The 26,720-nt window shown below is 60.0% G+C and carries 20 protein-coding genes and 1 pseudogene; 12 read left to right on the plus strand and 9 right to left on the minus strand.

Annotation, left to right across the window (positions count from 1 at the left end):
• Positions 1 to 60 precede the first annotated feature (60 nt).
• Both LPA45_RS31880 and LPA45_RS31885 read left to right on the plus strand, forming a co-directional pair.
• Positions 61 to 290, plus strand: a pseudogene (locus tag LPA45_RS31880) (transposase domain-containing protein); the annotation flags it as partial.
• Between the two features lie 174 nt (positions 291 to 464).
• Positions 465 to 1,856 carry an MFS transporter gene (locus LPA45_RS31885; protein WP_317925131.1) on the plus strand — a complete coding sequence of 464 codons (1,392 nt, stop codon included), beginning with the start codon at positions 465 to 467 and terminating at the stop codon, positions 1,854 to 1,856.
• A 463-nt stretch (positions 1,857 to 2,319) separates the two neighbouring features.
• On the opposite strand, the gene LPA45_RS31890 is transcribed toward LPA45_RS31885, so the two are convergent.
• From LPA45_RS31890 to LPA45_RS31915, 5 genes are all read right to left on the minus strand, one after another.
• Positions 2,320 to 3,345 (minus strand): porin, encoded by a 1,026-nt coding sequence (locus LPA45_RS31890; protein ID WP_317925133.1) that lies wholly within the window; start codon positions 3,343 to 3,345, stop codon positions 2,320 to 2,322.
• An 866-nt stretch (positions 3,346 to 4,211) separates the two neighbouring features.
• Positions 4,212 to 5,048: an enoyl-CoA hydratase/isomerase family protein gene (locus LPA45_RS31900; protein ID WP_317925134.1), complete on the minus strand. Its 837-nt coding sequence runs from the start codon at positions 5,046 to 5,048 to the stop codon at positions 4,212 to 4,214.
• Positions 5,049 to 5,059: 11 nt separating this feature from the next.
• Positions 5,060 to 7,174 (minus strand): acetate--CoA ligase family protein, encoded by a 2,115-nt coding sequence (locus LPA45_RS31905; protein ID WP_317925135.1) that lies wholly within the window; start codon positions 7,172 to 7,174, stop codon positions 5,060 to 5,062.
• A 12-nt stretch (positions 7,175 to 7,186) separates the two neighbouring features.
• Positions 7,187 to 7,414 (minus strand): alcohol dehydrogenase catalytic domain-containing protein, encoded by a 228-nt coding sequence (locus LPA45_RS31910; protein WP_317925136.1) that lies wholly within the window; start codon positions 7,412 to 7,414, stop codon positions 7,187 to 7,189.
• A gap of 133 nt (positions 7,415 to 7,547) precedes the next feature.
• The gene (locus LPA45_RS31915; RefSeq protein WP_317925138.1) at positions 7,548 to 8,477 is read right to left on the minus strand and encodes a LysR family transcriptional regulator; all 930 of its coding nucleotides are present in this window, start codon (positions 8,475 to 8,477) and stop codon (positions 7,548 to 7,550) included.
• A 184-nt stretch (positions 8,478 to 8,661) separates the two neighbouring features.
• On the opposite strand from LPA45_RS31915, the gene LPA45_RS31920 reads away from it, so the two are divergent.
• The 3 genes from LPA45_RS31920 (at position 8,662) to LPA45_RS31930 (ending at position 12,487) form a co-directional block, all read left to right on the plus strand.
• Positions 8,662 to 9,651 (plus strand): tripartite tricarboxylate transporter substrate binding protein, encoded by a 990-nt coding sequence (locus LPA45_RS31920; RefSeq protein WP_317925139.1) that lies wholly within the window; start codon positions 8,662 to 8,664, stop codon positions 9,649 to 9,651.
• A 31-nt stretch (positions 9,652 to 9,682) separates the two neighbouring features.
• Entirely contained in the window at positions 9,683 to 11,227 is a 1,545-nt protein-coding gene (locus LPA45_RS31925; protein ID WP_317925141.1) for an acetolactate synthase large subunit, read from the plus strand.
• Between the two features lie 261 nt (positions 11,228 to 11,488).
• Entirely contained in the window at positions 11,489 to 12,487 is a 999-nt protein-coding gene (locus LPA45_RS31930; protein ID WP_317925143.1) for an MDR family oxidoreductase, read from the plus strand.
• A 377-nt stretch (positions 12,488 to 12,864) separates the two neighbouring features.
• Here LPA45_RS31930 and LPA45_RS31935 read toward each other — a convergent pair whose 3' ends face one another.
• Positions 12,865 to 13,785 (minus strand): LysR substrate-binding domain-containing protein, encoded by a 921-nt coding sequence (locus LPA45_RS31935; RefSeq protein WP_317925144.1) that lies wholly within the window; start codon positions 13,783 to 13,785, stop codon positions 12,865 to 12,867.
• A 255-nt stretch (positions 13,786 to 14,040) separates the two neighbouring features.
• On the opposite strand from LPA45_RS31935, the gene ggt reads away from it, so the two are divergent.
• On the plus strand, positions 14,041 to 15,756 hold the full coding sequence (gene ggt / locus LPA45_RS31940) for a gamma-glutamyltransferase (RefSeq protein WP_367395340.1): 1,716 nt from the start codon (positions 14,041 to 14,043) through the stop codon (positions 15,754 to 15,756).
• 163 nt (positions 15,757 to 15,919) lie between these two features.
• On the opposite strand, the gene LPA45_RS31945 is transcribed toward ggt, so the two are convergent.
• A complete protein-coding gene (locus LPA45_RS31945) occupies positions 15,920 to 16,945 on the minus strand; it encodes an AraC family transcriptional regulator (protein ID WP_317925536.1) in 1,026 nt (341 codons plus the stop codon).
• A gap of 135 nt (positions 16,946 to 17,080) precedes the next feature.
• On the opposite strand from LPA45_RS31945, the gene LPA45_RS31950 reads away from it, so the two are divergent.
• From LPA45_RS31950 to LPA45_RS31970, 5 genes are all read left to right on the plus strand, one after another.
• On the plus strand, positions 17,081 to 17,995 hold the full coding sequence (locus LPA45_RS31950; RefSeq protein ID WP_317925535.1) for a 3-hydroxyacyl-CoA dehydrogenase family protein: 915 nt from the start codon (positions 17,081 to 17,083) through the stop codon (positions 17,993 to 17,995).
• Positions 17,996 to 18,023: 28 nt separating this feature from the next.
• Complete coding sequence (locus tag LPA45_RS31955; RefSeq protein WP_367395341.1) at positions 18,024 to 18,962, plus strand: 3-keto-5-aminohexanoate cleavage protein; 939 nt, start codon at positions 18,024 to 18,026, stop codon at positions 18,960 to 18,962.
• A gap of 122 nt (positions 18,963 to 19,084) precedes the next feature.
• The gene (locus tag LPA45_RS31960; protein ID WP_317925533.1) at positions 19,085 to 20,446 is read left to right on the plus strand and encodes an MFS transporter; all 1,362 of its coding nucleotides are present in this window, start codon (positions 19,085 to 19,087) and stop codon (positions 20,444 to 20,446) included.
• A gap of 305 nt (positions 20,447 to 20,751) precedes the next feature.
• Complete coding sequence (locus tag LPA45_RS31965; protein WP_317925532.1) at positions 20,752 to 21,627, plus strand: 3-hydroxyacyl-CoA dehydrogenase NAD-binding domain-containing protein; 876 nt, start codon at positions 20,752 to 20,754, stop codon at positions 21,625 to 21,627.
• A 132-nt stretch (positions 21,628 to 21,759) separates the two neighbouring features.
• Positions 21,760 to 22,194 carry a cupin domain-containing protein gene (locus LPA45_RS31970; protein WP_317925531.1) on the plus strand — a complete coding sequence of 145 codons (435 nt, stop codon included), beginning with the start codon at positions 21,760 to 21,762 and terminating at the stop codon, positions 22,192 to 22,194.
• A 497-nt stretch (positions 22,195 to 22,691) separates the two neighbouring features.
• Here LPA45_RS31970 and LPA45_RS31975 read toward each other — a convergent pair whose 3' ends face one another.
• On the minus strand, positions 22,692 to 23,801 hold the full coding sequence (locus LPA45_RS31975) for a hypothetical protein (protein ID WP_367395342.1): 1,110 nt from the start codon (positions 23,799 to 23,801) through the stop codon (positions 22,692 to 22,694).
• A gap of 66 nt (positions 23,802 to 23,867) precedes the next feature.
• On the opposite strand from LPA45_RS31975, the gene LPA45_RS31980 reads away from it, so the two are divergent.
• Positions 23,868 to 25,438, plus strand: a protein-coding gene (locus tag LPA45_RS31980; RefSeq protein ID WP_317925915.1) for an IS3 family transposase whose coding sequence is annotated in 2 segments (ribosomal slippage) — positions 23,868 to 24,297 and positions 24,297 to 25,438 — 1,572 coding nt in all. Because the reading frame shifts where the segments join, the coding sequence is not laid out codon by codon here.
• A 12-nt stretch (positions 25,439 to 25,450) separates the two neighbouring features.
• On the opposite strand, the gene LPA45_RS31985 is transcribed toward LPA45_RS31980, so the two are convergent.
• Positions 25,451 to 26,599: a hypothetical protein gene (locus tag LPA45_RS31985; protein WP_367395343.1), complete on the minus strand. Its 1,149-nt coding sequence runs from the start codon at positions 26,597 to 26,599 to the stop codon at positions 25,451 to 25,453.
• Positions 26,600 to 26,720: the final 121 nt, after the last annotated feature.

The following is a 26,720-nucleotide window of genomic DNA, read 5'->3' on the forward strand; positions in this document are numbered from 1 at the left end:
TGTTCCGGCTCCAGCTTGCGCGTGTGGGTTTAGACAGCAAAGAGCTTGCCGATGCGCTGCAACGACCCTTGCGAGAGCGATCAGGCCATTCGTGGTCGGAAGTAGAAACTTCCTGGGTGGCCGGCGCCAACGCTAGCGCGAATCTCTACTCTCTCGTGGAAACTTGCAAGGCCAGCGACGTCGATCCGTACCAACATCTAGTTGCCTTGTTCAAGGCGTTGCCACATGCAAGAACCGCCGACAACTACGAGGCACTACCGCCTTGGAGGCTCAAGCCCTCAGTCGTGTAGCAAACACCTCCGACTGCCGTAAGAACGTCTTTTATAGATCGCTTACGAAAATGAACTGTTTTGTGTTGAAGCAGAGGCACTTGACCTCAACCGCAGTTGAGGTTGCATGCTACATGTCTGTCGCAGCTAGTTCATAGGCTGCAGATGCAAAAATTCTTTTATTGGAGAAACTGCATGCCCGACGAAATAACACTGGTCCAGGTTGATGGCGCAACGACTACCAAGGTTGAGCAATCGTCAATTTTCTCACCCCGATATCGTATGGCAACTATCGGCATCGTGTCGCTTGTTGCGCTCATTGCATTTGAGGCCTTGGCTGTTACGACGGCCATGCCAGCTGTAGCCGACGCACTCGGTGGCATGTCTTTTTACGCGTTTGCCTTCGGTATCACCTTGGCAACCAGCGTCGTCGGCATGACCATAGCAGGTGGATGGTGTGACAGTCATGGACCTGCAGCACCATTGTGGTCAGGACTTGGATCCTTTCTACTAGGGGTTTTAATAGCTGGCACTGCACAAAGCATGCCGATATTTCTAGCTGGCCGATTGATACAAGGTCTCGGCTCTGGCGGCGTATCCGTCGCTCTATACGTCCTTGTAGGCCGACAGTACCCAGATAGTTTGCGTCGAAAGGTATTTGCAGCATTCTCTACTGCTTGGTTTCTTCCGTCATTGGTAGGGCCGTTCCTGAGCGGTGTCGTGGTCGAGCACATTGGCTGGCGCTGGGTGTTTCTAAGTGTCCCGCTTTTTGCCATTCCAGCAGCAGCCATGCTACGTCCCGCGCTTAAGAATTTGCCTGGATTTGCAACAATCAGAACGAACTCCCTTCAACGCTGCTTCTGGGCCTGTGGCGCAGCAACAGGCATCGCCCTGTTGTACATCGGTGGACAAGCTCAAGGGATGTTTGCTTGCGCATTGGTGAGCCTTGCGACTGTGTTATCACTGACTTGTTCCTGGAAACTTCTTCCCTCAGGCACCTTAGTGGCTGCACAGGGGCTTCCTAGCGTCATCGCCCTACGGGGATTGGTCTTTGCTGCATTCTTTGGATCTGAGGCTTTTCTTCCCCTACTGCTTACACAAGAACGCGGATTTACTGTACCGATGGCGGGATTGGTACTAAGTAGCGGTGCAGTCGGCTGGTGCTGCGCATCTTGGTATCAGGGGCATAGCAGAAACGGATGGAGCAGGCATCAATTCCTTCGCGCCGGTACCAACACCGTTTGTTTTGGCCTAGCCACAACTTTTTCCGTTCTATGGCCAGATATTCCGGTATCAATGGGTATTCTAGGGTGGGTCATAACGGGAATGGGAATGGGCCTCATCTCCGCGAACCTGGCACTGCTTACGCTGTCCATGTCTCCACCTGATCAACAAGGAACAAACAGTTCTGCTCTGCACTTATGCGAGGCTATATCTGTAGCAACATCGCTTTCAGTGAGCGGTTCACTTTTTTCAATTTTATTTAAATACTCCTCCAAAGAGGCTTTCCTCGCTGTTTTTTTCGTCGTAGGAACGATGGCAATATTGGCGACGATAATTGTCGGTCAAATCCGCCCCCTGAAATAGTTATCAGTTGATCTGTTCGCCGTAGCAAAATCGAATTTGAAGGCGTAGTTAGTCGACCCTGAATAATTCCCTCTGCCGGTTCGTCGACTCGCTTTTCCGTTCTGGAACTGTCGCCGCGCGGCGCTTTCGACCGATCGGCCGATAGTGAGCCAATGAGCTAGATGGCTGCTAATTATCGATGCATCATCTTTCGAAATCCTTCGGAAAGCTCGCGTGGTGCAAGGCCACTGCATCGTGCCGTTGACGTGCGGAATCATACTTACGCACCTGATGGAGGTAATCACTGCAGACACGACGTGGTTTCGTAGCCCTCCTCACCACAACGATGTTCACGGTCCCTGCCGGCTTGGAAAGCGGCAGAGGCACACAGAGCGATACCGACACCCCTCTTGTGGAGTAACCCTCGAGGCAAGGAGCGCCAATTTTATAAATCTGCGCTATCCCACGGCGCAGTATGACGAAGTCAAAACCTGTGCCGAATGCCAATCCCCGTGGACACACCGCTCCCTTGGTCGCTTAGCTTGTCATAGATGGTACTGATATAGACATCAGTGCGCTTTGACAATGCATAGAGGTAGCCAAGTCCGGCATCTCGGCGCTTCGCATCTTGTCGACCGACGGAATTGATATTGGTTTGAGTAGCAGCAAACATGAACCGCCCTTCCAGGAAGGGTACTGTTGCGCCAACCATGTAGCTGTCAGTCCGGAATTCGACACCGCTGGCGCGGGTTCCACTATACTGCAAGAAGACTTTGAGCCCCCGAAAGTCGTAAGCCATGCCCGCGGAGACTACGTTCTGTGCCGAGCCGCCCGCAGGAAAACCCGGTCCGAAACGTGTTCGTTGAAATGCGACCGTCGCGGTGAATGGCGACTTGTTGAGGTAGAGCATCGCTACAGCATTATTCGATGTGTTCGTGCCAACTGCTTCACCAAAGGCGTAAAGAAAACGACCGGATAGGCCACTGAATTCTGGCGTGTAGTATCCGATAGCATTATTCCAACCGCTATCTCCCGCGATATAGCGACCATACTGCGGAGACCAGAGCGGATTCATGATTGGTGAAAATTTCGTGGATCCACCAAATGGGTCAAATTGACCAGTCGCCAGGAACATGGGATTCGCTAGCCTACCTAGTCGGATTTCACCAAATTTTCCTTCCAGACCAACGTAAGCATTGCGGGAAAGAAGAGTATCAGTAGCGGAACGCCCGCTAGCACCCGTATCCGACAAGTAATAGCCTTCGATACGGAAGTTTGCCTTCACTCCATCGCCGATCATCTCGCTGCCAGTCAAGCCCCAGAATGAAGTTGACATACCTCCACTCTGCAATCCGCCGACGCTACCCGGATCTCCACTAGATTTGGTGCTGCCAACAAATGCATCAACAACGCCATACAGTTCTACCGCTATGGCCCGTACAGGAAGGGACGTTAAGAACGCGATAGATACGTATCTGACAATTCTATTAGTATTAAATTTTTTTGGCATTTTCTCCTCCTTGAAATGTTGTTATGGAAACGTCGTTGTGGAACAAATCGAACTGGAAAGTAGACGTACCCCTGAAAGACGATATTTAGGCGATACGGACCAGACTGCGGGGCATGGTCGAGCTATCCGCGCTGATTGCCAGCTTTGCCGCCTGGACCCAGGGCGCTCAGTTTGAAGCGATGGTGGTACCCCCCGTCCTTTTTCCATCCGCGTCTGCTTCCATCCGCGGCTGCTGCTCGTTGCAATGGCGTCGATGGCCGCATTGCGCCATGCCGGCACCGGGCGTCTTTTCAGACCACGGTGTCGCGCCCTCGCGCGGCGGAACCGTTGCGCGCTTGTTGCTACAATCACCGCACGGCAAAACATGGTGCTCTACACGCAACCACCGCCAACTTCGTCCACGGGGCGTGTCGGGCGGCAACTGGTCGAGCAAATCAAATAACACTTCGGTATCGCCGACATCCTGAAGAGTCATTAGCGACGCGCATATCTGGCTGCTCTTGGTGTTCGTCGCAAGATGAACTCTGCGCCGTGTGCGACACTTAAAATAACCCGCATGCGCGCCTTCCGTTCGTCTTCGCCGAGAACCTTCAGGCCAGTGCTGGAGTGCGCGTCAGGCGGAACACTTGCTTGAGGCAAGGCGGCACCTGAATGACAGCATCGGAATAGACGCACGGGGGGCCGTGCTTGGATACAACTAGCATGTTGTCCGAGGATCCGGGACTTGCGTAGCGGCAATCATTGAGGTCGAAGCTGTGCTGGATTCGGCGATTGCGGCGCCCGTAGGGCGCCCTTTCCAGAATGCGGCACACCCCCCGTCAGGGCTTGGTGCCACACAATCGATATCCGGACAGACCCAACCTGCTTTAAGCAGCAGCGAATCGTTCGTCGCGCCACTTAAATGCGGCTTTGAGTCCCCGTTCCTGCGCGATGCCGAAGAATTCTCGCTTCTCTTCCGAGTCGAGCAGGTGGATCAGCGCGAACATCTCTGCGCCGTAGTCGATCGTCGACTGAAAGCCCCTCATCTCGTAGCTGCGATTGAGCGTTTGTTTGTTCATCTGCATCGCGTCGGGAGCGATCATCGAAAATCTAAGCGCCAGCTTTTGCGCCTCTTCCAACAGCGATACAGCAGGCACCACGCGCGTCACCAAGCCGGCCTCACGCGCGTCCTTTGCGTCGATGCGGTCTCCCGTGAGCAGCATCTCCTTCGCTCTTTTCATTCCGACGACCCACGGCATGATCATCATGGGCGGGGCCGACTGGAACTGAATTTCTGGCTCGCCGAACTGCGCGTCGTCGGCGGCGAGGGTGATGTCACACGCCATCGACAGCTCGCAGCCGCCGCCCAGGCAGAAGCCGTTCACTGCGGCGATCACCGGCAGACGTGAGCGCCAGATCCGCAGGAAGGTGTCATTGCCCATTCGGGCATGCTCGCGCCAGTCCTGGACCGTAGTGAACGGCTTGTCGCGTGGGCTCAAGTCAAAGCCCGAGCTGAAGGCCCTTCCCGAGCCGGTGATGACCAGCGCGCGAATCGCCGGATTTTGCTCGAGCGCGTCCAACGCGTGCTGCATCTCCAGCAGTAGTTCGTCGCCCAGTGCATTCATCTTGTCAGGCAGCGCCATCGTGAGTGTGGCAACCCAACGGTCGATGTCGAGGCGGATGCAGCGGTATTCGGGGGTTTGATCGGGAGTCTGGGTGTTCATGGTTCTCGCCTTCAGTGTTTGCAGGGAACGATCAGTGCGTCAAGCGCACAAGAGCCTTGCTCATTTCGGAGCACGGCGACGGGATTGAGCTCGATGGTTTCGATGACGTCGGCATAGGCCAGGGCAATGTCACTAACGCGTGCGACCATCGTCTCTAAGGCTTGCCTGTCCGCCGGCGCAGTCCCTCGATAGCCCTCGAGTAACTTGCTGACGCGTGTGCGTCCGACTAACTGGCGTGCCCGTTCGGCACTCACGGGCGCGAGTGAAAAGGCGCTGTCGTTCATTAGTTCGACTAACACTCCACCAGCGCCGACGACGATGCCAGGCCCGAACGGGCGGTGCTGCGCTGTGCCAACAATGACTTCAACGCCGCCGCTCACCATCTCCTGCACGACCACTCCGTCGATCTTCGCGTCAGGCCGGTGCCGGCGCACGCTCTCTAAGATCCGCTCGAAAGCCTGCTCCACAGCTGCCGCACTGTTCAGTGACACCGCCACGCCGCCCACGTCGCTCTTGTGTGCGATGTCGGCCGAATCGACCTTGATCACCACCGGGAATCCAATATCCTCGGCGGCCCGGGCCGCCGCATCAGCAGTAGCTGCGGGAATTTCTCGTGTCGTGCGCACACCGTGATCTTGCAGGAAGCGCTTTGCTTCGCTCTCCGACATCGGTGCTCCGTCAGCCAAGCGCTTGTGCCACACAGGCTGCGCTTCCACGCCAGGGGCCTGGGCGACGGGGACGGCCGTCCACCGATGCCAGTCGAGGTACGCGCGGATGGCTACCAGCGCAGGGCGCGCTCCTTGAAGTACCGGTACTTCCGTGCCGTGCAGCGGCTCGATCGTCGTGGGATGCAGCGGGCCAGCGACGTTGCTGTAGAAAACTACGGGCTTGGTAGTAGTTCGCTCGACCTCCACGGTCGACTGTGCTAGCTTGCGGTAGCTGTGGGCGGCGCCATCGCTTAGACCCGAAGGGCAGTCCTGCGATACGGCCACTAGGCCGATCGCAGGATCGTCGAGCAGTGCGCGCATTGAGCGATGATAGACCTGTGGGTCAGCCAGCGCGGCGCTCGTGGCATCCAACGGATTGGCAGGAGTGGCAAAGGTCGGCAACACTGTCGTCAACGCTTCTATGGTTGCCGCTCCCAACGGCGGAAGGTCCAACCCGAGTTCCTGCCCCAGGTCGCAGGTCAACGCCACTTCGCCGCCGCTGATGTTGATGACCGCCAAGCCCTTGTTCACGGGCGCCTTATGCAGCGTGTCGAACAGCGCGCAGGCTTCGATCAACTCGTCGAGGTCGTCAACCACGACGATGCCGGCCTGCTTGAAGAACTCGCTGGCCGCCATATGCGAGCTCGCCAGCGAGCCCGTGTGCGCCGCGGAAGCGGCAGCACCCATGGCGGTTCGTCCCACCTTGAGGGCGATAACGGGTTTTCCGGCAGCGCGCATCCGAACGGCGGCTGCGGCCAGCCGGTCAGGTCGCCGCACGGTTTCGAGGAACAAACATGCAAGCTTCGTGCTAGGGTCATCGACAAAATAATCGAGGTAATCCTCGATATCCAAGCCCACGCTGTTGCCCATCGATATCACGTGACTCAACCCGAAGCGCCTAGTGCTGCTAAGCGCAATGCAAGCCGAGCCTGAGTGCGCGGCGATCGACACGCCGCCGCGTGGCGCATCTGCGGACAGCGGCGCGCTGTAGAGGGCGAAGCCCCGGTGCACGTTTCGTACACCGAGCACGTTGGGGCCGCAGACCTTCATACCGCTGCGCCGACAAAAGTCAGCCAACGCACGCTGGAGATTTTCACCTTGCACGCCGGTCTCGGCAAAGCCGCTGGCGAACACCACGGCGGCCTTGGCGCCGCGCGCGGCGGCCTGCTCGAGGACTGGCAGCACTTTGTCAGCGCCAAGAGCGATGGCCACGCATTCAGGGGGCTCAGGCAGAGCATCCAGTGTGGCATAGCACGTTAGTCCCGCCAGCTGAGATTCGTTCGGGTGGATGGGGTATATGCGTCCTTCGTAGCCGCCGGATACCAAGTTGTTCAAGACACGCTGCCCGAGGGCGCCTGTGCGCGACGATGCGCCGACGATAGCGACCGACGATGGGTTCAGCAATGAGTTCAAAGTCATCGGGGCCTCCGCTCAGGCGTTCACGTTGTCAACCACGCCAACGCCTTCGGTACCCGGCACCATGGGCCACTGTCGGACCACGGGTTCACCCCACTCGATTGCCAATGTGTCCTTGTAGGCAATTGACGCGTACACAATGCGAAGCCGATTCTCCGCGTCAGGAAATTCCGTCTCCGGCAACGCGCTCACGACGGCTTCTGTTCTGCTATTGGGCTTGCTAAGCAAGATGGCCCTTGGCATGGTGATCTCCTTCTTTCGTTCGCGGGACATCCGCGGCAGTGAGGAAATCTAGAGGCCGGGGCCGACATCGACAAGCATTGTTTTATGACCTATGCGTTCTCCTTTCGAGAACGTAAAGCATAGGCCAGCGAGTTTAGATGCCTGACTCGAGTACGTTTGCGATACGTCCCAGCATGGTGGCGCTCGCTGCCGACAGTGTGCGGCCGCGCCGTGTGCAGCACGCGAGAAGTTGCGGCGAGATAGTGCCCCCGCGCAGTGGCAGATAGACGACTGGCGAGGACTTCATGTTTGGCACGAACACCTGCTGTGTGAGTATGGCAATACCAATCCCCGCCTCTGCTGCAGAACGCATCACTTCATATGAGTTCGTCGTAAGCGAAATCTTGGGCGCTATTCCGGCCTGCGCAAACATCGTGTCTAGCGAGCCGCGCAAGGCCAGCGACTCGTCCGGCATGACTAGGTCATATTGCGCACAGTCAGACAGTCGAAGCGCGCTTCGCGACGCTAGGGGGTGATTTCGCCGCACCATCACGCATGCCCCGACGTTGAGTTTGGCCGCGAGTTCCAGGCCCTCGTGCGGGGGAGGGTTGAAGGTCAATGCAAAGTCGATCTCATCAGCTAGGACCATCTCGACCAAACGGGGCGAGTGCGCTGTGACAACGTGATATTGGATGTCCGGATGATCGCGACGGAACTGCGTGAGTACCCCTGGGAGTATTTCGCGCCAGATGCCTTCGTTGGCCCCGAAGTTCACGATGCCACGCCGCAGGCCTTGCAGTGCGTCAATCTCGCTTCCAGCGGCTCCGAGTTCGGTCATAGCTCGCTTGAGGCGGTAGAGCAGGATTTCGCCAGCCGCTGTCAATCGCAATCCTTCGCGTCCGCGGCCCCGCTCAAAGAGCTGTGAACCCATCGTTTCCTCCAGGTGCTTGACATGCCTGTTGATCGCCGACGCAGCGACATGCACTTGCGCCGATGCCTTGCGGAAAGACCCCGCCTTGGCTACCTCGAAGAAGTAGCGCAGCGAGAGCGGATGCTTGAAAGGAACAAAGGATTCGCGTGACATGGCAGTTTGATCTTGACGGAGGGTGGAGACGAAACCCGGGCATATTAGTCTGCTTGCTAATACTGCTCGCGTTCTCGTTTCTCGAACGCAAATGTGCTAATTCGATGATTGCTGAAATGGAAGCTGAGGGCTAGATTTCGTGACGCCCTAGAGAGTTCCTAGTAAGGAGAGAAGGAGACATCATATGACAGTGAAGACATTTTCACTTCGCCGTCGCCATGCATTGAGCGCGCTCATGCTGGCACCCGTTGCCGCCATCGCACAGAAATCTGGCTGGCAGCCCGAAAAGCCTGTTCGGCTCATCGTCGGGTGGCCACCTGGTGGCAGCGCCGACGTGGTGGCGCGGCTTCTCGCCAATCAGCTGGGGCAACGTCTTGGACGCACAGTCATTGTCGAGAACCACGCTGGTGCTAGCGGGAGAATTGGTGCGCAGCAGGTCGCACGCTCGACCCCGGATGGCTACACCATTCTGTTCGGTGCGCCGTCGGAACTGACGATTGCGACCGCGACTGTCCGGTCGCTTCCCTATGATATTTTCAGGGACTTCCAACCGGTTACACAGGTTGTCTCAGGGTCTTTCATGCTGGTGGCCGACGTTAACTTTGCAGTGGAATCGGTCGGCAAGCTTGTCAGCTATGCCAAGTCGAACCCTGGCAAGCTCAACTACGCCTCCTACGGCAACAACACGACCAACCACATCTATGGGGCGCAGTTTTGCGCCGCCGCAGGCATACAAGCTACCCACGTACCCTACAAGGGCGGTGCGCCAGCATGGAATGACATGATGGCTGGGCAGGTTCAGTTCATGTTCGACAATGCGGCGGTGCTGATGCCGTTGGTGCGCGCCGGCAAGATGAAAGCGCTTGCTGTTCTGTCACCAAAGCGAATTCGCATATCGCCCGGGACCCCGACCATTGCCGAGGCCGGCTACCCTGAAATCGGCATGCCGTCATGGCTCGGGCTACTGGTGCCCGCGAAGACTCCGCCTGCCATCGTGAAAATGCTGCACGACGAGGTGGCCACTGTGCTCGCATTGCCTTGGTTCGCATCCCAACTCGAAGAGCGCGGCATGCCGGCCCACGGCAGCACGCCAACCGAATTTTCTCACGTACTTCGATCGGAGACCGCGACGCTGAAGGCGCTTGTACAAAAGCTCGGCCTAAAGCTCGAATGATGCAGCTCTTGCCCTACCCCGGAGACGTGAAATGAACGGCGCCGAAGCATTGCTTCGCACGCTATGTGCAATGGGTATCGACACCTGCTTCTCAAATCCGGGAACCAGTGAGATGCACTTCGTCGCAGCCATGAACTGCGTGGCTGGCATGCGTGGCATTCCGGTGTTGGCCGAAGGTGTTGCGACCGGCGCAGCGGACGGCTACGGGCGCATGGCACGCCGGCCGGCAGCAACCCTGCTGCACTGCGGGCCAGGACTGGCTAACGGCATCGCCAACCTGCACAACGCCCGCCGTGCGCGAACACCGGTCGTTAACCTCATCGGCGATTTGTCGCACGCCCATCGGCCAGCAGCTCCGCCGCTCGCCTTCGACACTGAAAGCCTTGCGCGCTCGGTCTCCTCTTGGACCCGCACGGTGCTCGATGTCCATGCAGTCTCTGGCGATGGCGCGGCGGCAGTGGCCGCAGCCATAGGACCGGGGAAGGCTATTTCCAGCCTGATTCTTCCGTCAGATGTCTGCTGGTCGGAAGGCGCCAATCCTGCGGGTTCACTCACCGAAGCTCGCGCGCCCTCGGTCACTTCGTCGGCCATAGAGCAAGGTGCAGCATGGGCAGCCCTGGGGGCCGGAACCGTGCTCTTGCTCGGTGGCGAGGCTCTGTTCGGTGAGGGCCTCGCGCTTGCGGGCGCAATCGCGCGGCGTACTGGTGCGCGACTGATGACAGAAAGCGCCATTGCACGCATCGAACGTGGGCGTGGTCGTCCAGCGGTGGAGCGCATTCCCTATGCGCCCGCCGCAGCCATCGAGGCGATGGCTGGCGTCGACAAGCTGCTGCTGGTCGGTGCGCGCCGACCGGTGTTCTCATTCGCAGGTCCGGACGGACTATCCCGGCCTGAGCGGCACAACATCCAGATTGCCGCTCTTGCCCACGTGGAGGAAGACATTTCCGACGCGCTGGTACGTCTAGCGATAGCGCTTGGCTGCGAACCAGGCCCGTCTGCCAAGTCATTTCCGTCGGATCAGGTGCTCCCCGCATCGGGCGAGGTGACGGCAGCTGCCCTTGCCCAGTCGCTAGCCGCCTTACTTCCCGAGGCGGCCATCGTTGTTGATGAGAGCGTGAGTTTCGGGCGCAGTCTCTTCCCCCGCATGGGAGATGCGGCGCAACACGACTGGCTGCAGCTTACTGGCGGTGCCATCGGATCAGGCATGCCCATGGCCACCGGCGCAGCGATTGCCTGTCCCGGTCGCAGGGTCGTCAACCTGCAGGCCGATGGCTCAGCACTCTACACGGTGCAGTCGCTATGGACGCAAGCTCGCGAGCGGCTGGACGTGACAACGGTGATTTTGTCCAACAGGCGCTACGCCATCTTGTTCGACGAGATGATCCGCGTGGGCGCCTGCGTGTCACACACGGCAAACGATCTGTTGAGCCTTGACCGGCCAGACATTGACTGGGCTCGTATGGCCAACGCTTTTGGTGTGGAGGCCGAACGCGCGGAAAGCATGGATGATTTCAACGCGGCCTTCACCCGCTCGCTTCACGCTGGTGGGCCGAGGTTGATCGAGCTTGTGCTGTAGCGGGTTACCAGATGCGAACGAGCAACGCAGAAGCGGGAAAGGCGCCCGCGTGGTCGGACATATGCGTCGCGGATCCGCGCATTGACAGACCAGGCGAGGAATGTCGCGAATCGCCGCAAGCCGCCCGGGCATCTCGGTGAGCGAGCTGGTGACCTGTCTTTCAAAACTCGGGAAGCCCAGAGACGCAACTTAACTTTCTTGAGATCAGTCGGATTTATGCAATGGCTCTTAGAAGAGGGCCTACCCAAGGAGATTTACAACATGAGCATTGACCAATTCCGCGCAATGATGCTTCGCGAGGAGGATGCGAAGACCGTGGCCACCATCGAGAACCTTTCCGTCGATACGCTGCCCAGCGAAGACACCCTTATTAAGGTTGAGTACTCCACGCTCAACTTTAAGGATGCACTTGCTGTGACCGGCCGTGGCAAGATCGTGAAGTCGTGGCCGCTCGTGCCCGGTATTGATTTTTCCGGAACCGTTGTTGAGTCATCCAACCCTCAATTCGTGGTTGGCACGAAGGTAGTTCTTACGGGTTGGAGCGTCGGCGAAAAGTACTGGGGAGGCTACTCACAGTTCCAGCGAGTGAAGAGTGAGTGGCTTGTTCCCCTGCCGGAGGGGATTACTACGCGACAGGCGATGATGGTGGGGACGGCGGGTTTTACTGCCATGCTGTGCGTGAATGCGCTTGAACGCGCAGGCGTTAGGCCGGACATTGGCACGGTGCTCGTGACTGGTGCGGCCGGAGGCGTAGGCAGCGTCGCAGTCGCGATTCTGAAGAAGCTCGGCTACCAGGTCGCTGCTCTGACTGGCGATCCGGCGAAGCATGACTATGTCGCCACGCTTGGCGCTGCCGAGTTCGCGGATGGCCCGCAGTGGGCAAACTCGCCACGGCCGCTGGAAGGGCAGCGTTGGGCTGCCGCGATCGATACCGTCGGTTCCAAGGTTTTGGCTCGCGTTCTTGCCGAAATGCAGTATGGCGGCGTGGTGGCGGCTTGTGGCCTCGCGGGCGGTGCAGACCTACCGACTACGGTGATGCCGTTCATTTTGCGAAACGTCAATCTTATTGGGGTGGATTCGGTGATGCTGCCCACGCAGGATCGCATTGCCGCCTGGAGTCGTGTAGTCAGCGATCTGCCTTTTGAAATGCTTGAAGGTATCTCTGCCACTTCCGTATCCCTTGAGGAGGTCAAGAATGCTGCAGACCAGATGCTTGACGGGAAGCTGAAGGGCCGCGTTCTTGTTGACGTAAACGCCTAGTTACAACCTTGCCGGGAGACGGCGGCGCCTCCCGGCAAGACCCGGACATTGCCGTTTGGCCGGCAAGCGTCTGCTGTGCAGCCTCAAACTGCCGCGGACTCGGGCAACGGTCATTAGTTTGGGTATGCTTATACGTCGCGAACGCCGTCGGGCAATAGCAGGCGCGTCTGACGTGGGTTCGGACCACGATGGAAACCGGCAGATATATTTACTGGAAATGGGCGCACTGGTGGATGAAAATCCGCAACGGAAGCGTCCCACCTCGAGTTGCCCGAACCAGTCGCGTGCCAGGACGGAAGTCTCTGACATGCACTTGGGGCGTGCGTGCGCCAACGGCGTCACAACCCTCGGCAACCGCAACGCGGCCAGCCGGGGGATCAGCTTGCTACCGCTCCCCGCCTCGCATCATCGAGTAGCCAGGCACGGAACGCCATCAGTTGCGGCATGCGGCTCCGTGCGCTGGTGTGGCACAGCCAGTAGCCGGACTGGCTCTGATACCCGCCCATTGCAGAATCCGGAAACCCTTCACTAACGATCCCGGCTGCGATCTCGTCCCGCACCAGGCAGCGCGGCACCAGGGCCAGACCAAGCCCCACGGATACCGCACGGATCATCGATTCGAACTGGTCAAAGCGCGGCCCCACGAGTGCGTCGAATCCGGCAATGCCGTGGTGCTCCTGCCATTGCAGCCATGCGTCGGGAACCGCGACGTGATGCAGCAAGGTGCCTTGGCGCAAGTAGCTGGCGACAGCTTCGACCGGCGGAGCCGTTTCCGTCGGCGGGGCGATGATCACGACGTCCCGGCCATCGATGTAGTGGCAGTTCGTATCCGGCAGATTCCCATCGCCGAACACGATCGAGCAGTCTAAGTCCGACCGCTGCAGATCGAATGCGTGGATATGCGGCACGAAGCGCAGCGTTATCTGGGGATGCTTGCGCTGGAAATCCGGAAGCCTGGGGATCAACCACTTTGCGCCAAAGGTCGGGAATACCGACAGGTTCAGCGTCCCACCCTCCGTCTGGCTGGAGATGGCCTCCAGCGTCGCCGACTCCAGGCCGGCCAGCACCGCGACGATGGCCCGGTTGTAGTGCTCCCCGGCCGTCGTCAGCGTCAGCCGTTTGTGGCTGCGCTCGAACAGATCCACTCCGATCCAGCGCTCAAGCTCCTGCACCTGCTTGCTGACCGCGCTCTGCGTCAGATGCAGTGCTTCCGCCGCGCGCGAGACGCTACCGAAACGCACCACTTCAGTGAACGCTCGCAGCAGATGCAGCGGGGGATTGAGTCGCCGAAGAGCCATGTCTCACCTCATCTGCATTCCACAGCAGAATGCTAAGAGGCCAAATTTTCACACAAAACCGCACGCCCGGTTGGTAAGCTAGAAAAAAATACACACGGAGACGCATCCACGCCCGCACGTCCATCAGGACGGCAGAGGTCGGTAATTCCCCTTCCATTTTCAGCCCGTGGCTCATTCCCGCGTCACGGCGACGCGCACCCTGCATCTTCGCGACCCGATGGATTCACCCGTCGGGCATTCACAATGAGAAGCAACATGAATATTCCTGCTAGGCATCATTTACTGGTAACCTTCCTTGCGACGGCACTCTCCGGTTCCGCGTTCGCGATTTCATCCGACCCCGCCGCAGGAAGCCACGGTATGGTGGCGAGCGGGCACCGCCTGGCCACGGAGATCGGTCTCGACGTGCTGCGCCACGGCGGCAACGCGGTGGACGCCGCGGTGGCCGTGGGTTATGCGCTCTCCGTTGCGATGCCTAACGCCGGGAACATTGGCGGCGGTGGTTTCATGGTCGTCCGCATGGCGGATGGGCGCGAAACAATGATCGATTTCCGCGAGGCCGCACCGCTTGCCGCATCGCGCGACATGTACCTGGACAAAAACGGCGCCGTCGCCAACGACTCCGGCGCCAGGATGTGGTCGGGTGTGGCCGTGCCCGGCACCGTCGCCGGACTCGACTACGCGCGCAAGCAGTTCGGCACGATGCCGCTCAAGCCCCTCGTGGAGCCGGCCGTGAAACTCGCCAGTGACGGCTACGTCCTCACGCAGTGGGATGACGTCGTGCATATGGGCGACATGCTCAAGCAGTTTGCGAAAACCGATCGCTACGTCGCGAAGTACTTTCTCAATGGCGGCGAACCGTATGCAGTTGGACAGCGGTTTCGCCAGCCGGCGCTGGCCAGGACACTCTCCGCCATCGCAAAGCAGGGGCCGAGCGTGTTCTATCAGGGATGGATTGCCGACGAAACCGTGCGGGCCAGCCAGGAAGCCGGCGGCATCCTGGCGAAGGCGGATTTCGAGAAATATCGTGCGCTGGAGTACCGGCCGGTACGTTGCACGTATCGCGGCTACACTGTAATCTCGGCCGCACCGCCGAGTTCCGGCGGAGTGTCCCTTTGCGAGACGCTCAACGTGCTCGAAGGGATTCCGCTGGCGAAGCTTGGTTTCCAGTCAACCCAGAGCCTGCACTACCTAATCGAAACCTTCCGGTACGCCTATGCCGATCGCAACCTCGAGATCGGCGATCCTCGCTATGTCAGGAACGACATCGAGCGACTAACCTCGAAGGCGTACGCCAAGCAGATCCGGGACAAGATCCAGCCGGATCGCGTCGAGTTGTCCAGCAATGTCAAGGGGATTGCGCCCACGCGCGAGTCCGCGAACACCACCCACTACACGGTGGTAGACCGCCAGGGCAATGCTGTGTCCGTGACCTATTCGCTGGGCCTGCGCTTCGGCACCGGCAAGGTGGCGGGCGACACCGGCTTCTTCCTGAACGACACGATGATCGGGTTCACGGCCAAGGTCGGCTCGCCAAATCCGTTCGGCCTGATCCAGGGGGAAGCTAATGCCATTGCGCCTGAGAAGCGATCGCTCAGTTCCATGACACCGACCGTCATCCTCAAGGACGGAAAGGTGTTCATGGTCGTGGGCGCTATGGGTGGGCCTCGGATCATCAGCGGCACCGTCCAGGCAATCCTGAACGTCGTCGACTATGGGATGAGCGTCAAGGACGCCGTGGATGCCGACCGCATCCACCACCAATGGTTGCCGGACACGGTGTACGTGGAAGGCCGGGCCATTCCGCCCGACGCGCGCGCCAATCTCGAGCGCATGGGCCACAAGTTCACTGCCGACAAGGCAAACGTTGTATCGAACGCGGTCACCGCGATCGTCGTGGATCCGGCCAGCGGCGTCATGACGGGCGCGCACGACAACCGGGAACCGGCGGGCGCCGCGATGGGATGGTGATTGCCGTCCGGCAGGCATGCCCCCGAGTTCTTGACGGTGCGGGAAGCGGTCGACGACGTTGATGCGACAGATCCGGCCAACGCGAGGGCAGACGGCCCAACGCCCTGGCGGTGATTTGGCGTGTTACCCGTGGGCGACAAGCGTAAGGAAAGTTCAAGGGTTCTCAAGAGCGGAATTCGCCTGGACTCTTTCCTGTCCATCGTTTGAACGCTCGCCTGAAGTTTGCGGGGTCGCTGAACCCAGTGAGCACGGCAATGTCCTCAATGCTCAGTTCAGTCGTTCGCAAGTATTCGGTGGCCAACGAACACCTGACGTCGTCGGCGATCTCAACGAACGATATACCTTCGGTCAGCAGGTGGCGCCTTAACGTCCGCGTGGTCATATGCAACGCGGCAGCCGCTTCGTCCATCGACGGAAACTGGCCTGGTGTGCGCATCATCAACTGATAGATCTCGCCTGCCGTACCACTAGAGGTCTTTGTCTGACCGATAAGGCGGTCGCATGTGTCCTGGAGCAGCGTTGATGTCAACCTGTGCGCGAGTTGCGGCTTTTGGTCAAGTATCGTGCGCGGATAGTCGAGTTCGCACTGTTCCTGATCGAACAAGCAGGGACATTTGAGATACGTCTGGTAGAGCGCTGCATGGGCCGGCGCAGGGTAGGAAAAGCGCGCTTCCACGGGAAGGCAACCAGCGCCAGCAATGTCCTTAAGATGGGTGACATGCTGCGCGAACTGCTGCTCGATCAGGAACCGGCGCAACTCCGGTGATGGTCCGGTGATGAAGGCATCCGGAAACACCCACACCGCGGCTTCCGGATTCTCCCGCCACTGGATGGTGAGTGTGGGGGTGGCCAGCCTGTGGTACTTGACCCCAAAGTTGAAAAAGTCGCGCACCGTTTCGCTGCACATCAGCGCATAACCGTACATCCCGTATGCGGAAAGATGCATGGCGAGACCCACTTCAAACGGTGTTGCCGGATCCGAGGACAGTCGCACGGCGTTCTGGCAGACCCTCAGGTACTGACGGACGGACGTCTGAGTCTCCGCGTTGTGAATGTCCGCCACCTCCAGGCCGCTGCCCTCTAAGCAATCTGCCGCGGAATAGCCTTGGCGCTCCATCACCTCGACCAACATTTCAATCTTGTATGGCGCGTAAATCCGGTCGTTCAGCAAGGGTGGTCGAGCCGCCATGCCGGTCTCCTGTGTCTGTTCAGGACACCAATATGTCCGAAAAGGACCTTACCAGGCAAGTCGTCGCTCCCTAGTATTAGCGCACAGCCTGATCCGCGGTCCTTGCGGCAGGACATGAGAATCCTGGAGACAGTCGTGCATAAATTCCTCAACGTGGCCATCATAGGCGCCGGCCTGATGGGTCACGGCATCGCGCAGGTCTTTGCCAGCGCAAACCACAGCGTTACGTTGACCGACACCAATGAAGATGTGCTTCATCAGGCGCCCGGTCATATCGCGAACAATCTTGCCCAGATGGGCATCAAGGCCGAGCCGGTCTTGAACAAGATCAGACTGGAAAGGCAGCTTTCCGTGGCGGTGGCTACTGCTGACCTGGTGATCGAAGCGGCGCCAGAACGCATTGCGCTGAAGCAGCGTCTTTTTCAGGAAATCGCTGCCGCGGCTCCGGACGATGCGATTCTTGCGAGCAATACCTCTGTGATCCCGATCACCGAAATCGGCCGCAGCCTGAGCGACGCGGCCAAGGCAAGACTATTGGGCACGCACTGGTGGAATCCACCCCACTTGGTCCCGCTGGTCGAAGTCATCCGGACGGAGCGGACAGCCGACTCTGTCTTCAACGAGACGTTCGACATTCTGCGAAGCGTCGGCAAATGCCCGGTCAAAGTCCATAAGGATGTTCCGGGATTTATTGGAAACCGCTTGCAGCACGCGCTGTGGCGGGAAGCCATTTCACTTGTCCACCGTGGCGTCTGTGATGCCGAAACGATTGATATCGTGGTGAAGCAGAGCTTCGGCATGCGGCTCCCCGTGCTCGGACCGATAGAAAACGCAGACCTTGTTGGCCTCGAGCTTACCCGAAACGTCCATCAGATTATTTTTCCCGACCTCGATAGCGCCCAAGAACCTTCGCCCCTTCTGGACGAACTTCTCGAGCAAGGTAATACAGGCATGCGTAGCGGCAAAGGTCTGCGTGAGTGGACGCAAGAGTCGGCTGATGAGGTTCGTCGCTCCCTCGCTGTGCATTTGATCGCAGCACTCGAAGGTTGACCATCGACCAAACACCTTGGATGTCACTATGAGCAAAGCCAGCAAGAAGGTAATCATCACCTGCGCAGTCACCGGCGCCATGCATACACCGACGATGTCGGAATACCTTCCGATCACGCCACACCAGATTGCAGAGCAAGCGATCGAGGCCGCAGAAGCCGGCGCCGCGATTCTTCACCTACACGCCCGAGATCCAATCGACGGACGGCCGTCGCCAGACCCGGCCCTCTTCCAACAGTTCGTCCCGCGCATTGCGGAAGCCACCGACGCCGTGATCAACATCACGACCGGCGGCAGCACGCGGATGACGCTGGATGAACGCCTCGCCTATCCGCTGCGCGCCAAGCCGGAGATGTGCTCTCTCAACATGGGCTCGATGAATTTTTCGATTCATCCGATTGCCAGGAAGATCACCAACTGGAAGCATGAGTGGGAGCGCCCTTTCATCGAAGGCATGGATGATCTGATTTTCCGCAATACCTTCAAGGACATCACGCACGTGCTGAAAGACTTGGGGGAGCATGGAATCAGGTTCGAGCTTGAGTGCTACGACGTCAGCCATCTCTACAACCTTGCCTACTTCGTGGACGAGGGTCTGATCAAGCCGCCGTTCTTCATCCAATCCATCTTCGGAATCTTGGGAGGCATTGGCCCGGACCCCGAGAACCTGACGACGATGCGCTCTGTTGCCGACCGGCTCTTTGGCCGACAGAACTACGAGTTCTCCATCCTTGGCGCCGGCCGACATCAGATGTCGCTGCTGACGATGGGAGCGATCATGGGCGGCAATGTCCGGGTTGGCCTGGAAGACAGCATCTACCTAGGCAAAGGTGTGATGGCGAAGACCAACGCGGAACAGGTCCGGAAGATCCGTCGCATTCTCGAGGAACTTTCGTTCGACATCGCCACCCCGGCGGAAGCGCGAGAGATCCTGCAACTCAAAGGCCGGGATCGGGTGGTCCTTTGACCCATCTCTGATTGCGCCCTTTTTCACGTCACAAGCATGACAGCGCCTCTCCACGAGAGCGTGGGCTGCCATGCGTTAGAAAAATGGCGTTGCCAGTCACTTATAGAACGTATGGAGACAACATGCCTGCTACCCCAAACATCGAAGTCGGTTTGACTTCCGATGCCAATGGACATGCCCTGTCCGAGGATCGGGTCTATCGGAAAATTACGCTGCATATCCTGCCGCTGATTTTCCTGTCCTATCTGCTGGCGTTCCTGGACCGTATCAACGTCGGCTACGCACAACTGCAGATGAAGGGAGATCTGGGATTTTCCGATGCCGTGTACGGCCTCGGCGCAGGCATCTTCTTCCTTAGCTACCTGCTGTTCGAGGTACCCAGCAACCTTCTGTTGGAGCGCATTGGCGCACGGGTTACGATTCTGCGGATCATGGTTCTGTGGGGACTGACATCAGCGGCCACGATGTTTGTGACGACTCCCATGCAGTTCTATGTGGTGCGATTCCTGTTGGGCGTGTTCGAGGCGGGCTTCTTCCCCGGCATCATCCTGTACCTGACCTACTGGTACCCCAGCACCCGCCGTGCCGGCGTGACGGGCATGTTCATGTTCGCCATCCCGGTAGCGGGCATTATCGGCGGCCCGGTGTCAGGCTGGATCATGTCGTCGATGAATGGCGTCGCGGGATACGCCGGATGGCAATGGATGTTCCTGCTCGAAGGATTGCCCACGGTCTTTCTCGGCATCGCATGCTTCCTGCTGCTGAAGAACAAGCCCGCCGATGCCCCCTGGCTGACAGCCCCCGAACAGGACCTGGTCCAACGGGCTCTCAGTGCCGACGCATCAGGATCCCCCAGCACGCATGCAGGGGTGGGCGCAGAATTCCGCCAAGCCTTTTTTGATCCACGCGTCTGGCTGCTGGCGTTGATTTATTTCGCCACTGCTTGCGCGAACTACACCTTCACGTTCTGGCTGCCGACCATGATCAAAGGGCTCGGTGTCAGCGATGTCGCGCAGATCGGCTGGTACTCAGCGATCCCATATGTTTGCGCCGGCGCGGGCGTGCTATTGCTGACGCGCAGCTCGGACCGGTTCAAGGAGCGGCGCTGGCACGTCGGCGGTGCTCTCATTGTTGCAGCAGCCGCGTTGGCGTCGACTACTTGGCTTCAATCGTCGCTGACCGCCAGTCTGGCAGTCCTCTGCTTCGGCGCTTTCTTCCAGTTCGGTGCCGGCATAGCTTTCTGGGCCATTCCGCCCACTTATCTGCGCAAGGAAGCGGCCGCAGTAGGAATCGGCCTGGTGAGTTCAATTGGCGTCGTCGGCGGCTTTGTCAGCCCAACGTTGCTCGGGTTCATCAAGCAGCAGACTGGCAACCTGACTTATGGCATCTACGTGATCGCTGGCATCATGGTTGTCGGAGGCCTGGCAATTCTCTTTGCCCTCCCCAAAAGCGCCTTGCGCGTCGGAACTGCGCTGCAGGACTGAAACTCCTTCTCTTCGATTAGGACGGCCTGCCTACGTCGCTGCGTGCTCCTTCACGGCACCGCGCGGCCGTCCTCTCCCATGCCTTAGGCAATCGCCGCGCCACGCGGCTTTGCCGTCAAATTGATTGGCCAGCCGGAACTCTCTCGACCGTCAGCGCCTTGGCCTTAAGGATTCGAGGCAAGGGCAACGTGCGCACCGAGTGGAAATGCTTGCCGTCCGTGCACGCAACTCACCAGCATCGCCAACATTTCGGCGTGCGCTCCACGCGAGTAACAGAGGCACGGCGCGGATATCCACTTTCCCCTATGAATAGCGAGGTTGTTTTTATGGAAGCGTGTGAGTTTGTTGGCATTGTCGGTACAGGAACAATGGGAAGCGGTATTGCGCAAGCTGCCGCGCTGGCTGATTTCCGAGTCATAGCAATCGATGTCATGAATGCATCCATCGACAAGGCAAAAGCGGAAATCGAGAAGAGCTTGGGACGACTGGTCAACAAAGGAACGATTACTTCCGAGGCTGCCGAGGCAGCCACCACGCGGATTGCGTTTTCAACCGACTACAACGATTTGGTGAACGCCGATGTAGTAGTCGAGGCTGCGACGGAGGCCGCGGAACTCAAGCGCACCATACTGCGACGCATCTCCGCAATCGCAAAGCCATCGGCGCTCATTGCAACAAATACATCCTCCTTGAGTGTGACCTCGCTGGCGAGCGAAATTGGCGCACCCAAGCAGTTTGTGGGCATCCATTTCTTCAATCCAGTTGCGGTCATGCCCTTGGTGGAAATCGTGAAAGGGGTCGAGACGGCTGATAGTACATGCGACCGAGCTCTGGCGCTCTCCAAGGCGCTCGGCAAGACACCAATCCTCGTCAAGAATAGCGCGGGATTCGTGGTGAACCGATTACTGATCCCAATGATCAACGAAGCCTTCTTCCTCCTTGGCGAGAACGTTGCATCAGCACTGGAGATCGATCAAGGCATGCGGCTCGGTGCGAATCATCCAATGGGCCGCCTATCGTTGGCCGACCTGATTGGTCTGGATGTCTGTTTGGCCATCATGCAAGTCCTGGCGACCGACACCGGGGACAGCAAGTATCGCGCTGCTCCGCTTATGCGCGAACTTGTTGCCTCCGGTCGACTTGGCAGGAAAGCGGGCCGCGGGGTATTCAGCTATGGGTAACGAGACCGCGGCTCTGCATGAAAATGTCCCACAAGGGCACAACGATGTCCGGTTATGACCCTAACGTATCCGACATACACCCATGTATTGAAAAGCCGCATCGCGGAGTGACCTCACCTAAGGAGATAAGTTTTGCAACCGAAGATAGAAACCAATTTTTCACACGTTCTTCCGACTGACACGGAATTTCGCGGCGAGGGCCTTCGTGACTTCTTTGGATATCGCGATCTCGGCATTGCCGAGGCGACGAATGGCCGAGTAATCGCGCAACTGGTTCGCGCCAAAAATGCGCCGGAGGATGGCACTGGTTGGCATGTCCACAAGGCGGAGTTTCACATCGTGTACATGCTCAAAGGGTGGGCGCGCTTTATGTATGAGGACCGAGAGACCCTGGTTGCCGCTGGCGATTGCGTCCATCAGGCGCCAGGAATCCGGCACTATCTCTTCGACTATTCAGAGGACATGGAATATCTGGAGGTTGTCGGCCCTGCGGACTTTGCAAGCGTCGAGGTAGAAGGGCCGTGCACGGTACCGAAGCCGACGCCATGGAAGCGCGAGGCGGCATAGGTACGTAGTTCTTGCCGGGATCTATCGCATTGTGAGCGGCTCATTAGCGAGCCTATTGGGGTCATCGTACTTTCCGTGCATTTTCTGGCGGTATGCAGCGGAAACAGATTATAAATCAATAGGTTACAAATACTCCGGCAGCGCGTGATGCATTGCGCCGCAAAGCCTTGCTCCAGGCTGGTCTGCGGCCTGGTACCGCCATTTTTTTCATGAAAAGTACGATGACCCCTAACTATTGATTTCAAAGAGGACTTCGTGCGCCGGCGTATCATCTCGCAGCAAAAGCACGATCACCTCCGATCTACGACTTCTGCATTGGTCGAGGCGCGCAGTACCCGATTGCCTTACTGGGAGGTACCAGCGAAGACGGCAACGAGCGATGTTGGCAAGGTACCCTGGTTCGCGACGAGTACGCTGCCTACCTGCAGCGCCAACAGACGAAGGCCCACGTGCGGGCCTTCGTCGAATTCCTAGCCACCGCGCTCGGCCACGTCGTCTCAGCTGCAGTAGTCCGCGTTGATGAAGTCGCGCAGCCCGTGGTGCTCGAAGATCTCGCAGTAGTCGCGCTTGCCGTCGCTGGACCAGTTCGTGTGCTTGTCGAGGATCTCCATCAGCCGGTTCGCGTACTCGTAGCGGTCCTTGTAGGTCGAGGCGGCCAGCAGGTCGGCGGCCCAGTAGACGATCCAATTGAAGTCCGTGTCGGTGGTCGGGTGCCAGGTGCCGCTCTGGCCCGCGCCGGACACCTTGATGCCGTGATAGAACTCCCACAGCGCCTGGCCCACCACGCGGCCGGCGGCATACGAGTCGCCGGTGTTGTTGACGCACAGGAAGCCGCCGACCGTCATGCGGTTCGCGTCGCTGGTGTGCACGCGCCCAGTGTCCGAGTGCGAGAAGTACAGCAGGTCGGTGCTCGACGGGCTGTAGCCGACCCCGTAGTAGCGATGCCAGAAGGCCTGCGGCACCGCCGTGCCGAGCGCCCCCTCGTGGATGAACTTCAGCTGGTTCGCGCCGTCACAGTCAAGGTCGGAGCCGACGTCGTAGTAGCGCCGCAGGAAAAAGTGGTTCAGCTCGTGGTGCAGGTTGCTCGGATTGTCGAAGCAGCCGCCTCCCTCGCAGGCCGCGTTGTGGTTCGACGACCCCGAGGGATTGCGGTGCGCGATGCGGATCACGTTCGTGCCCTCGCCCTTGTCGTCGTCGGTGCTGACGGCGAACGACGCGTTGTGCACCGAGCCCGAACGACAGGCATCGGAGATCATCAGCACGCGAGGGAAGTCGCTCGCCGACGACGGCAGCACGCCCATTGCGTCGAGCGAGGGCTTGAGCCACTGCACGAACTGCCGCGCCCAGTAGTAGGCGTTGGTCTCGGCGAAGGTCTCGCTCGCTCCGCCGGGGAAGTAGCTCGAGAAGTCGCGGTCGGTGCGTCGTGTCGCGCGGATGAAGGAGTTGCCGCTCGTCGTGCCGTAGGCGCTCGAGCACCAGTTGGTGGCGAACCCCGTCTTGCCGCAGGACGTCTCGGCCGCGCCTTCGCAGCGGTGGTCGTTCATCACGTAGAAGAAGTCGTGCTCCAGGCGGCGGTCGTTGCGCGTGTACTGGCCGCCCGACACCATCCCCCCCGCGGCAGAATAGATGTCGCCCCGATAGAATTTGAACCCTGGGGGCGATAAGAGATAGAAGTGGCTCGTTACGGACAAGAATTCAAGGACCGGGCGGTAGCACGGTTGTTACCGCCGGAGAGTGCGGCGGTGGAAGTGGTCTCAAGGGAATTGGGTGTGGCAGTGGCCACGCTGGAGCGCTGGCGTGCAGACGCCATGTCCATGCCCGCTCGCGAGCGGGCATGGACAGCGGCGGCCAGGTTTGAGGCGGTGCTGGCAACGGCTGCAATGGACGAGGCTAGCAAGAACGCCTGGTGCCGTGAGAACGGTGTGTATCCGCAGGAGTTGGAGCAGTGGCGCACTGCCGCCACGCAGGCGCTGGCTGAGCCCGAGGATGCGCGTGCCACCCATCGTGAGACAAAGGCCGATCGGCGCCGCATCAAGGAACTCGAGCGCGAGCTGCGCCGCAAGGAGAAGGCCCTGGCCGAAGCCGCGGCCTTGTTGATACTCTCAAAAAAGCTCGAGGGGATCTTCCCGAAGGACAAGGACGAGGACGCATGATCGGCCTGGAAGATCGCCAAACGATGGTCCGCCATATCGAAACCGCTCACGCAGGCGGTGCTCGCCTGCGCCTGGCCTGCGAGGTAGCAGGCATAACCGTGCGCACGCTGCAACGCTGGAGGGCCCACGATGGCTTGGTGGTCGGCGACCGCCGCCCCGGGGCCGAGCGGCCCACGCCCGCGCATGCGCTGAGCATCGAGGAGCGCGAACGCATTCTGGCCGTTGCCAACGAGCCGCGCTTCGCCGACATGCCGCCGGCGCGCATCGTGCCTATGCTGGCCGATGAGGGTGTCTACCTGGCCAGCGAATCGAGCTTTGGTCGGGTACTGCGCGCCCATGGGCAGACCCGTCATCGAGGACGCGCCAAGGCACCGCGCCAAAGCCGCCCACCCACCACGCACGTGGCCACGGGGCCGCGCCAACTGTGGTGCTGGGACATGACCTATTTGCCGGCCGAGGTCGCCGGGCGCTGGTTTTATCTGTACCTCATCCTGGACGTGTACAGCCGCAAGATCGTGGGCTTCGAGGTCCACGATCGCGACGACGCCGACCACGCGGCACATCTCGTCAAGCGTACGGCGCTGGCCGAGGGTATTCACGCCATGGCGGCCAAGCCGGTGCTGCACGGTGACAACGGCGCCACGCTCAAGGCCACCACGGTGCTGGCGATGTTGCACTGGCTGGGCGTCAAGCCCTCGTATTCGCGCCCACGCGTGAGCGACGATAACGCGTTTGTGGAAAGCCTCTTCCGCACGGCCAAGTACCGTCCGGAGTTCCCGTCCAAGGGCTTTGCCGATCTGGCCGCGGCGCGCACCTGGGCGGCGCAATTCGTCCACTGGTACAACCTTGAGCACCGCCACAGCGGCATCCGCTACGTGAGCCCGGCACAGCGCCACGCCGGTCAAGACGACAAAATTCTCGCCGCGCGCCACGCGCTGTATGTTCAGGCCCGTGAGCGCAACCCGCGTCGCTGGTCATGCAACACTCGAGATTGGTCGCCAATCGACACTGTCACGCTCAATCCGGAGCGCGAGATTGCCGTGCCCCCCGGTATTAAGCCAGGCGCCGAAAACCAGCGTTTGGCTGCATGAATGAGGCGACATCTACCTTGACGCGCGCCGCATCTGCTGCGGCGTGAATAGGTTGCCGCCCGGATAGCGCCAGCGGTTGACCTGCGCATCGGTGAAGGCTCGGTCGACGAGGTCGGTCACGTTCAGCACCTTGCCGCTCGCGGCGTCGACGATCGTGCGCCAGTGGCAGTCGCCGTCGACCGACGCCACCTCCACGTCGTAGACACGGAGCCCGCGCACGATGTCGACCGCACGCTCGGTGCGCACGGCCCGCGCCGGCTTGCCTTGGCAGTCGCGTTGCGCGGGCGCGGCCGTCGCGGCGCGCGTGGCCACCTGCGGATCGATGCCTTCGCGCGCCTTCGCGCTGGCCGGCTGCAGCCGCAGCTTGTCGGGCGTGACGATCATGCGGCTGATGCCGATGACGTTCCAGTTGCCGTCGAAGTGCACCAGCGTGCGTCCGTAGAGCACCTTCTCGTCGCCGACGAACTGGTCGAGCACCAGCTTGCGGAAGTAGGCCGACGACTGGTACTGCGCCACACGCAAACTGCCTTCGAGCGCCGCCGGGTCGACGCCGAAGAGCCGCGCGTGCCGTGCAAGGAACGCCGCTGCGATGGGGAAGGCCGCCCGCCGCTCGAGCGTGAGCACGCGGGCGTCGGGCCGATCCCACTCGACCATGCGCTCGGGGAACAGCGAAGGCTGCGTGCGGGCCTCGCGCGTCGGCTCGTAGCCGTCTGTGCGTGCATCGGCCCCGTCGCCCGCACCAGCCGATGCTGTCGCCTCGGCGCGCGGCTCGCCGACGAAGGGCAGCGCGCGGTCGCTCGCATCGTGGTCGAGCGCGGGCAGCGCGCCGCGCGCCGGCGCGAGCAGTTTGCGCACCGGCCGCGCGGTGGTCGGCAGGCCGAGTCCCGCGAGCACGCCGATTGCATAGTCGGGCACCTGCGGCTTCGCGGTGGTCGAGAAGCCGTCCACGTGGGCGCCGACGAAGCCGAACGACGCGTCGGGATCGAGCGCCTTGAACTCAGCGACGGCCGCCGTGACCGCCGCGGAGGGCGGCTCGACGCGTGCACGCGGCGAGTCCCGACTGTCCCGACTGTCCCGACTGTCCCGCTGCGTCGCGCAGGCCGCGAACATCAGCGCGAGGCAGGTGGCGATCGTGGCCCGGCGGCATGGATCTGTGCGCATGCGACCTCCTGGGAACGGTGTGGATCGGGATCGTCCGGCCCGACTCTGGGCGCGCGATCGGGCCGATCCCATCCAAGGCTAGGAAATCCAACGCCACTTCCGCAAGTATCCCGGGTATTCG

Origin of the sequence: Cupriavidus sp. Agwp_2 (assembly GCF_040784895.1) — a bacterium.
GTDB lineage: Bacteria > Pseudomonadota > Gammaproteobacteria > Burkholderiales > Burkholderiaceae > Cupriavidus.